Source organism: Streptomyces sp. NPDC043870, assembly GCF_056435785.1.
On sequence record NZ_JBWKDT010000009.1, the window covers coordinates 232,135 to 241,288 of the forward strand.

At 69.7% G+C, this 9,154-nt stretch carries 10 protein-coding genes; 9 read left to right on the plus strand and 1 reads right to left on the minus strand.

What is annotated here, in order from left to right; genetic code table 11:
* Positions 1 to 133 precede the first annotated feature (133 nt).
* The 4 genes from AC0699_RS15000 to AC0699_RS15015 all read left to right on the plus strand — a co-directional run bounded on the left by AC0699_RS15000 (position 134) and on the right by AC0699_RS15015 (position 4,138).
* Complete coding sequence (locus tag AC0699_RS15000; RefSeq protein ID WP_469772383.1) at positions 134 to 1,126, plus strand: sugar ABC transporter substrate-binding protein; 993 nt, start codon at positions 134 to 136, stop codon at positions 1,124 to 1,126.
* Between the two features lie 107 nt (positions 1,127 to 1,233).
* A complete protein-coding gene (locus AC0699_RS15005; RefSeq protein ID WP_478659918.1) occupies positions 1,234 to 2,247 on the plus strand; it encodes a sugar ABC transporter substrate-binding protein in 1,014 nt (337 codons plus the stop codon).
* A complete protein-coding gene (locus tag AC0699_RS15010; protein ID WP_478659920.1) occupies positions 2,244 to 3,302 on the plus strand; it encodes an ABC transporter permease in 1,059 nt (352 codons plus the stop codon). Before AC0699_RS15005 ends, AC0699_RS15010 begins: the two co-directional genes overlap by 4 nt.
* A gap of 20 nt (positions 3,303 to 3,322) precedes the next feature.
* A complete protein-coding gene (locus AC0699_RS15015; protein ID WP_478659967.1) occupies positions 3,323 to 4,138 on the plus strand; it encodes an ATP-binding cassette domain-containing protein in 816 nt (271 codons plus the stop codon).
* Positions 4,139 to 4,229: 91 nt separating this feature from the next.
* On the opposite strand, the gene AC0699_RS15020 is transcribed toward AC0699_RS15015, so the two are convergent.
* Positions 4,230 to 5,174 (minus strand): YhjD/YihY/BrkB family envelope integrity protein, encoded by a 945-nt coding sequence (locus tag AC0699_RS15020; RefSeq protein WP_478659922.1) that lies wholly within the window; start codon positions 5,172 to 5,174, stop codon positions 4,230 to 4,232.
* Between the two features lie 154 nt (positions 5,175 to 5,328).
* On the opposite strand from AC0699_RS15020, the gene AC0699_RS15025 reads away from it, so the two are divergent.
* From AC0699_RS15025 to AC0699_RS15045, 5 genes are all read left to right on the plus strand, one after another.
* Positions 5,329 to 6,042, plus strand: coding sequence for a GAP family protein (locus AC0699_RS15025; RefSeq protein WP_478659923.1), 714 nt, complete (start codon positions 5,329 to 5,331; stop codon positions 6,040 to 6,042).
* Positions 6,043 to 6,220: 178 nt separating this feature from the next.
* Positions 6,221 to 6,679 carry a DUF6325 family protein gene (locus AC0699_RS15030; protein ID WP_478659925.1) on the plus strand — a complete coding sequence of 153 codons (459 nt, stop codon included), beginning with the start codon at positions 6,221 to 6,223 and terminating at the stop codon, positions 6,677 to 6,679.
* A gap of 44 nt (positions 6,680 to 6,723) precedes the next feature.
* Positions 6,724 to 7,023: an SHOCT domain-containing protein gene (locus AC0699_RS15035; protein WP_478659928.1), complete on the plus strand. Its 300-nt coding sequence runs from the start codon at positions 6,724 to 6,726 to the stop codon at positions 7,021 to 7,023.
* A gap of 13 nt (positions 7,024 to 7,036) precedes the next feature.
* Complete coding sequence (locus AC0699_RS15040) at positions 7,037 to 8,458, plus strand: chloride channel protein (RefSeq protein ID WP_478659930.1); 1,422 nt, start codon at positions 7,037 to 7,039, stop codon at positions 8,456 to 8,458.
* A gap of 8 nt (positions 8,459 to 8,466) precedes the next feature.
* A partial coding sequence (locus AC0699_RS15045) for a cyclase family protein (protein WP_478659932.1) occupies positions 8,467 to 9,154 on the plus strand: 688 nt, incomplete at its 3' end.

Below are 9,154 nucleotides of genomic sequence, written 5' to 3' on the forward strand. Positions count from 1 at the left end.
AGGGAACGGATTTGAGCCAGTGCGGCGCAAGTTTGGCGTAAGAATGTTCGGACAAAGTATTGACTGGCTGGTGTCGCCTCCGTAAAACGGACCCAGCCGCAATCGGGCGGCCGGGAGAGAAGGCGGATCCACCATGCGCACACCCCGCACGGCAGCAGTTCTGCTCGCCGCACTCGCACTTGCCGCGGCCGGATGCAGCGGCTCCGGCGGCAAGGGCGCCGAGGAGAAGCCGCAGGACACCGGAGGCGGGAAGGCCGCCACGACCAAGCGGCTGAAGATCGCCATGGTGACCCACTCCGGCGAGGGCGACACGTTCTGGGACATCGTCCAGCGGGGCGCCAAGGACGCGGCGGCGAAGGACAACGTGGAGTTCCTCTACGCCGCGAACAAGGAGGGCAAGGAGCAGGCCCAGCTCGTCCAGACGTACATCGACCAGAAGGTCGACGGCATCGTCGTCACCCTCGCCAAGCCGGAAGCCGTCAGAGACGTCGTCAAGAAGGCCGTCGCGGCCGGGATACCCGTCGTCACCATCAACTCGGGCGGCCAGTTCTCCGAGGCGGTCGGCGCGCTCAGCCACATCGGACAGGACGAGTCCGTGGCCGGCGAGGCCGTCGGCGAGGAGCTCACCAGGCGCGGAAAGAAGAAGGCGGTCTGCGTCATCCACGAGCAGGGCAACGTCTCGCTCGAGGACCGCTGTGCCGGCGTGAAGAAGACCTTCAAGGGCACCGTCGAGAACCTCAACGTCGACGGCACCAACATGCCTGCCTCCACCTCCTCCATCGAGGCGAAGCTGCAGAGCGGCAAGGACATCGACGCGATCGTCACGCTCGGCGCGCCGTTCGCCGCCGCCTCCGTCCAGGCCAAGCAGGGCGCCGCCTCGCAGGCGGAGATCGACACCTTCGACCTCAACGCCGAGGTCGTCAAGCGCCTCAAGGCCAAGGAGATCGGCTTCGCCGTCGACCAGCAGCCCTACCTCCAGGGCTATCTCGCCATCGACGAGCTGTGGTTGAACAAGACGAACGGCAATGTCATCGGCGGCGGCAAGCCGGTGCTCACCGGTCCCGCGCTGGTGACCGAGAAGGACGTCCCCGCCCTGGAGAAGCTCACGGCCGACGGCACGCGATGACGTACACCGTGACCTGTGCCATGTCACACCCGCCCGCCACCCCCGCGATCGTGCTCAGGGATACTTACCCCGGAGTACACAAGGCACAGCAAGAGGGGCACGGCGTCGTGGCAAGGGTTCGGACAGGGGTACGTGCGGTCGGCGCGTTGCTGGCGGCGGTGCTCGGTGCCTCCCTGGCGGGGTGCAGCGCAACGGGCGGCAAGCGCGCCGAGGACGCCAGGAAGGCGGCCGAGGCCGAGGGCCGCGCCGCGGTCAGCACGCCCCGCTGGACCTTCGCCATGGTCACCCACTCGGGAGACGGCGACACCTTCTGGGACATCGTCCAGCGCGGCGCCGAGCAGGCTTCCGTGAAGGACAACATCAACTTCCTGTACTCCCACAGCGACGAGGCACAGCAGCAGGCCCAGCTCGTCGACTCGTACATCGACAAGAAGGTCGACGGGCTGATCGTCACGCTCGCCAAGCCGGACGCGATGAAGGACGTCGTCGCCAAGGCCACCCGGGCCGGAATCCCGGTGATCACCGTGAACTCCGGCTCCGAGCGGTCCAAGGCGTACGGCGCCCTGGTCCATATCGGCCAGGACGAGACGATCGCGGGCGAGGCCGTCGGTGACGAGCTCGACAAGCGCGGCAGGAAGAAGGCCCTGTGCGTGCTGCACGAGCAGGGCAACGTCGGCCACGAGCAGCGCTGCGCCGGCGTGAAGAAGACCTTCGACGGGGATCTGCAGAACCTGTACGTCGACGGCACCAACATGCCCGACGTCCAGGCGTCCATCGAGGCCAAGCTTCAGACCGACCGGTCCATCGACGCCGTGGTCACCCTCGGCGCGCCCTTCGCGGACGCCGCAGTCCAGGCCAGGCTGACCGCGCAGAGCAAGGCCGAGATCGACACCTTCGATCTGAACGCCAAGGTCGCCACCGCGCTCCAGGCCGGCCGGCTCGGCTTCGCCGTCGACCAGCAGCCCTACCTCCAGGGCTACGAGGCCGTGGACCTGCTGTGGCTGCACCGCTACAACGCCGATGTGCTCGGCGGCGGACGGCCCGTCCTCACCGGACCGCAGATCATCACTCAGAAGGACGCCGCCGAACTGCAGGACTACACGGAGCGGGGAACCCGATGACCGCGACCGCACCACCCGCACAGGACAAGACCGGCGCCGCCGACGAGCGGCTGCTGCACACCTCGCCGCTGAAGAAGCTGCTCGGGCGCCCCGAACTGGGCTCCGTCGTCGGCGCGGCCGCCGTCTTCGTCTTCTTCTCGATCGTCGCCGACAGCTTCCTGCAGCCCTCCAGCATGAGCACCGTGCTGTACGCGGCGTCCACGATCGGCATCATGGCCGTCCCGGTCGCTCTGCTGATGATCGGCGGCGAGTTCGACCTCTCCGCCGGTGTGCTGGTGACCAGCTCCGCGCTGATCTCCTCGATGTTCAGCTATCAGATGACGGCGAACGTCTGGGTCGGCGTCCTCGTGTCCCTGCTGGTCACTCTCGCGATCGGCGCCTTCAACGGCGTCATGCTGACCCGCACGAAACTGCCGAGCTTCATCATCACGCTCGGTACGTTCCTGATGCTGACCGGGCTGAACCTCGGTTTCACCAAACTCATCAGCGGCACGGTGTCGACGAAGACCATCGCCGACATGGAGGGCTTCTCCTCCGCCAAGAGCCTGTTCGCCTCGCAGCTCACCATCGGCGGCGTGGATCTCAAGGTCACCATCCTGTGGTGGATCGGACTGGTCGCGATCGCCACCTGGATCCTGCTGCGCACCCGCTTCGGCAACTGGATCTTCGCGGTGGGCGGTGGCGCCGGCGCGGCCCGCGCGGTCGGTGTCCCGGTGACGAAGACCAAGATCGGCCTGTACATGGGCGTGGCGTTCTGTGCCTGGATCTCCGGCCAGCATCTGCTGTTCTCGTTCGATGTCGTCCAGTCCGGCGAGGGCGTCGGCAACGAGCTGATCTACATCATCGCGGCCGTCATCGGCGGTTGCCTGATCACCGGCGGCTACGGCTCGGCGATCGGCTCCGCGGTCGGTGCGTTCATCTTCGGCATGACCAGCAAGGGCATCGTGTACGCGGAGTGGAACCCGGACTGGTTCAAGTTCTTCCTCGGAGCGATGCTCCTCCTGGCCACCCTGCTGAACGCATGGGTCCGCAAGCGCGCGGAGGCGAGTTCGTGAGCGAACAGAACGGAGGCGCGATGACGGACAAGGCGGCCCTCGTCGAGCTCCACAACGTCAGTAAGTACTACGGAAACATCCGTGCGCTCGAAGGCGTCTCCCTCGAGGTCCACGCGGGCGAGATCAGCTGTGTCCTCGGGGACAACGGCGCCGGAAAGTCCACCCTCATCAAGATCATCGCAGGGCTGCACCAGCACGACGCGGGCACCTTGTCGATCGAGGGAGAGAAGACCACCCTCACCTCTCCGCGCGAAGCCCTCGACAGGGGCATCGCCACGGTCTACCAGGACCTCGCCGTCGTGCCCCTGATGCCCGTCTGGCGGAACTTCTTCCTCGGCTCCGAGCCGACGAAGGGCAGCGGCCCGTTCAAGCGCCTCGACGCCGGGCTCATGCGCGAGACCACCCGCTCCGAGCTGCTGCGCATGGGCATCGACCTGCGCGACGTCGACCAGCCCATCGGCACCCTGTCCGGCGGCGAACGCCAGTGCGTGGCGATCGCCCGGGCCGTCTACTTCGGCGCCAAGGTGCTGGTCCTCGACGAGCCCACGGCAGCCCTGGGCGTCAAGCAGTCCGGCGTCGTGCTCAAGTACGTGGCGGCCGCGCGGGACGCCGGTCTCGGCGTGGTCCTGATCACCCACAACCCGCACCACGCCTATCTCGTCGGCGACCGGTTCGTCCTGCTCAAGCGAGGCACGATGTCCGGCAGCCACACCAAGCAGGAGATCACCCTCGACGAGCTCACCCGGCAGATGGCGGGCGGCAGCGAGCTCGACGACCTGCGCCACGAACTGCAGCGCGCCCCCGCGCCCCGGCACCTCGGCGGCCACGGCAAGTGACTGCCCGGCGGATCCTGCCGGGTCCTGGGGCCTGTCTTCCGGATCAGGCCGGATCTGACCGGGTCCGCCGGATCAGGCAGGCTCCGCCGGGTCAAGCCGGGTCCGCCGGGTCAGGGGCCCGGCCCCCGTCCGGGGGCGGGGCCCACGACCACACCGCAGGGGTGCCGAGCCGGCGGGCCAGCCACGGCTCCCGCGCCAGTACGGCTCCCACCGTGATGCCGACGGCGACCGCCACGCAGAGCACGATCAGCCAGGACAGGAGGGTGAAGACCGACCCCACGGATCCGTATTCGGCGAGGCTCCGGTTGAGCGCGCGCGGCATGTAGTACGTGCTGGCCATCGTCAGCGCGGTCACGGCGACGCCGGTGATCAGGGCGCCGGGCAGCAGCGGAAGCCACCGGATGAGCCCGCCGAGCAGCAGGTGCTGGGTCCACCACCACAGCAGCGTCTGGGACAGTGCCGTGACCGGAACGGCCAGCCACAGGCCCGCGCCGAAACCGTCGCGCACCGGAGCCTGCACGACCAGGACGGTCAGCCAGACGCCGATCCACGCCAGCCAGCGCCATGGTGCGATCTTGACGCCGGACCTCGGGACCTGCCAGGCGCGCTTGCACAGCCGCTGCATCGCCCGGCTGCACGCGGTGGCGGACAGCAGCACCATCAGCGCGCCGATCACGCCGGTCGCCTCGCGCAGATTTCCGCCGCTGGTCCGGAACACCTGCTTCAGCTGCTCCTCGGCCGCGCCGGTGAGCCCGAAGACCGCCTTCACGGAGCTGATCAGCTGGTCCCGGACCGGCTTGGGGGCGAAGGAACCGACGACGAACAGCAGCGGGACGGCGGTCAGAAAGCACTGAGCGGCCAGCCGGGTCGCGGAGTCGAAGATGTTCACCGAGACCATACGGGCCGTCAGATGGGTCACGACGGGGAAGCGTTCCTCGGTGCGCGCTGCCAGCGACCGCGCGGATGTCCCCATCGCGGCGAACTGTGCCGTCCACCATGACGTGCGGAGAAAGGCAGCCCGGCGCCGCGTCGTCATGCTGTTGCTCCTTCCCTGCGTCCAGGTTGTGGGACGCGCACCGCGTCGGCATCTCGGCGATCAGCGGCGGGGTGCCCTCCCGAGGGGTTCTGTTTGCGCGGCCCTGTCACCAGTGGCGACGATGGAGAGGTGAGACGCCGACGACGGGAGCGCCATGGTCCTTGACCTGCTCCTCATCGGCCTGGGCATCACCCTGGACCCGTTGCCCATCATGGCGCTCGTCCTCGTGCTGACGTCGCGCAGGGGGATCTGGAAAGGCCTGGTCTTCATCCTGGCCTGGCTCGCCTGCCTCGTCACGGTGATCGCCCTGGTCCTGCTGCTGACCGGCGGGACCCCTCCGGCGCCCAGGTCGCCGCCGTCCACGGCCGGTCTCGCGGTCAGGCTGGCCATCGGTGTCGGCCTGGTCCTCTACGGTGCTCGCAGGCGGCGACGGCACGGTGAGCCGCCCCGCAAGCACCGCGCCGGACAACACCCCGAGAAGCAGCCTGACGAGCATCCCGACAAGCATCCTGACGAGCAGTCCTCGGCCATGTCCGAACGGTTGGACCAGGCATCCATGTGGTCCGTGGCGGGTCTCGGGGTCTTCTTGCAGCCGTGGGGCCTGGTCGCCGCTGCCGCCACCGTCGTCCTCGAAGCCGATCTGTCCCATCTCGAGTCGTATCTGGCCCTGCTCGGGTTCACCGTGCTCGCCACTGCCAGCCTGCTGGCGGCCGAGTTGTACATGGTGTTCGCACCCAAGGCGGCGGGGGTCAGACTGAAGGCCCTGCGCGACTGGCTGGAGCGGCACGAGGAGCCTGCGATTGTCTTCGGCTGTCTGTTGCTGGGGCTGTGGCTCACCGCCAACAGCCTCTACCAGCTGACCAGTTGAATGCCGTGCTCCGCACCGGGCGTGCTCGCGCCGTACCCGCCGGGCAGGCCGCCGCACCGAAATGCGAAGCATCCGGCCGAGTGCTGGAATGGCATACAGGGACTCGCGCGCCCGGAAACGGGCCGCACAGTGGCCACCGAGCCGCCCCGTACCGCTGATGCGCTTGCAAGGAGTGGCCATGAGCGAGGACTTCGAAGACATGGGACCCGTGGACTATCTGGTCCTGGAGTTTCCCGGCAACCGCATGACGGGCGAGGCCTTTCCCCTGCTCGTCGACCTGGTCGACCGCCGTATCATCCGCATCCTCGACCTTACTTTCGTCCGCAAGGACACCGACGGTTCCGTCACGGTCCTGGAGCTGTCCGAGGTGGACGGTGAGCTGGACCTGACCGTTTTCGAGGGAGTGTCCTCGGGGCTGCTCGGCGAGGACGACATCGAGGAGGCCGGGGCCGCCATCGAACCCGGCAACTCCGCCGCGGTCCTGATCTACGAGAACCTGTGGGCCGCCCCGGTGGCCCGGGCCCTGCGGCGCGGTGGTGCGCAGATGGTGGCGGGAGGGCGGATTCCCGTCCAGGCGCTGCTCGCCTCGCTGGACGCGGTCGAGGGGGCGCCGGACGAGGGTTCTCCGGCGGCCTGAACTCTCAGGGGGAATCTCAAGGGGACTCTCAGAGGGAGACGAAGATGCCTGGACTTCTCCGCGGCGTCGCCCGTACCGCTGTCGTCGCCGGAACCGCCTCAGCGGTGTCCGGCCGCGTGAGGCGCCGGCAGGAGGGCCGGTGGGCGCAGCAGGACGCCGCGCAGCAGCAACAACAGCAGCAGGCGGCGGCTCCGAGCCCCCCGCAGGCCGCGCCACCGCCGATGCCGCCCGACGACGAAATGGGCAACAAGATCGACAAGCTGAAGGAGCTCGGTGAGCTGAAGGCTCAGGGGATTCTCACCGAAGAGGAGTTCGCTGCCGAGAAGCGGAAGGTTCTCGGCTGAGGACCGCCCCCCGATGACACGGCCAGAGCCACAGCCGGAGCCAAAGCCACAGCCGGAGCCGCGAGCCGCCGCCTCGTCCGAAGTCGCAGCTCAGCCGGAGGAGGCGGACCGGCTGCGTGAGATGCTGCGCAGCCGCGCCTATCGCAGGGCGCTCGTGCTCTGCGCCCTCATCGGCATCCCGGTGTCGCTCGTCGCGTTCTGGTTCCTCGTCGCGCTGCACCAGCTCGAGCACCTGATGTGGGCGGACTTGCCGGAAGCACTGGGGCTGGGCGCTCCGCCCTGGTGGTGGCCGCTGGTGCTGCTGCCGGTCGCCGGCCTTGTCGTCAGCCTGGTGGTCACCCGGCTGCCCGGCGCGGGCGGCCATGTCCCCGCGAACGGCCTGCATTCCGGCGGTGCCACGGCGAAGGCGCTGCCCGGAGTGATCATCGCGGCGCTCGCGAGCCTGCCGCTGGGCGCGACACTGGGCCCGGAAGCCCCCCTGATCGCCCTCGGTGGAGGCCTCGCCCTGCTGTTCCGCGACCTCGCGCGGTCACCCGCGACCCCGCAGAGTACGGCGCTCCTGGGCGCGGCCGGTGCCGCGTCGGCCATCTCGGCGATCTTCGGCAACCCGCTGATCGGCGCGGTGCTGCTGATGGAGGTGGCCGGGGTGGGCGGCCCACAGCTCTTCGCGGTCATGCTGCCCGCCCTGCTCTCCAGCGGGGTGGGGTCCCTGGTGTTCGTCGGTTTCGACCGCTGGACCGGGCTCGAGACCGGCAGCCTCACCCTGAAACTGCCCGGGCCGTTCCCGCACCTGGACACCGGAGACGTGGTGTGGACCCTGCTGATGGCCGTCGCCGTCGCCGTACTCGTGCACCTGGTCTTCTCGGGCGGACGGCTGGCGGCCGCCGCCGTGGTGAGACGCCCCCTCACGGCCACGGTGCTCTGCGCACTGAGTGCCGGTGCCTGCGCGGCCCTGTACACGGTGATCACCGACCGCACACCCGTGGACGTCGCCTCCTCCGGTCAGGCCACCATGGCGCAGCTCGCTTCCGAACCGCAGACGTGGGGAGTCGGGGCGCTGATCGCCGTACTGGCCTTCAAGAGCGCCGCCTACGCCCTCTGCCTGGGCAGTCTGCGCGGTGGCCCCATTTTCCCCGCCCTGTTCCTCGGCGCCGCGACGGGCGTCCTGCTGGCGCCCCTGCCGGGCCTGGGTGTCATTCCGGGCATGGCCGGAGGCATGGCGGCGGCATCGGCGGCCGCGCTCCGGCTGCCGGTCAGCAGCGTGGTGCTCGTGGTGATGCTGCTCGGCAGCATCGCCATGACTCCCGTGGTGATCCTCGCGGCCGTGGTCGCCTTCGTCACCGTCCAACTGCTGCCGCCCGGCCCCGGCATCCCCGCGGCACGGGAGCCGGAGCAGCCGGCCACGTCCGTAGCGCCGGGAACCCGCGCCTCATGAGTGCCCCGATGACGCCAGAAGCGTTCCGGGCCCTGTACGCGCGGCTGCGGGAGGAGGCGCAGCACGGCCCGGACGACCGGCTCGGCGCGCTGAACCACCTCACCCCGGAGCGGGTGGTGGCTGCGGCCGCCGAGGTGAGGTCCGGGCGTACGGTGTCCCTCGCCGCACCGGTGGAGACCCGGCCCGGCCCGGACAATCCGGACCCGGCGGCCCACCGGATGACGGGCCCCGACCCGGGCGACATCGGCGCGGCCGGGCTGTCCTTCGCCCGTGACCGGTTCGCCATGAACGTGCACGGGGACGCGGACAGTCATCTCGACGCACTGTGCCATGTCATGTATGACGGCGAGCTCTACAACGGCGTACCGGCGAGCAGCGTGACCCCCGACGGTGCCACTGCCCTGTCCGTCGACATCGTCCGGAACGGCATCGTGGGCCGCGGGGTGCTCCTGGACATCCCCCGACTGCGAGGCGTGCCCTGGCTGGAGCCCGGCGACCATGTCACGGCGGACGACCTCGTCGCGGCCGAGACCGGTCAGGGCGTGCACGTCGGTGCGGGGGATCTGCTCCTCGTCCGCGTGGGCCAGCGGGGGGGGGGGGGGGGGGAAGGGGGGGGGGGGGGGGTGGGGGGAGGGGGGGGGGTGGGGGCGGGGGGGGGGGGGGTGGCGGCGGTCAGATCCATCGGGCGGGCCCGGC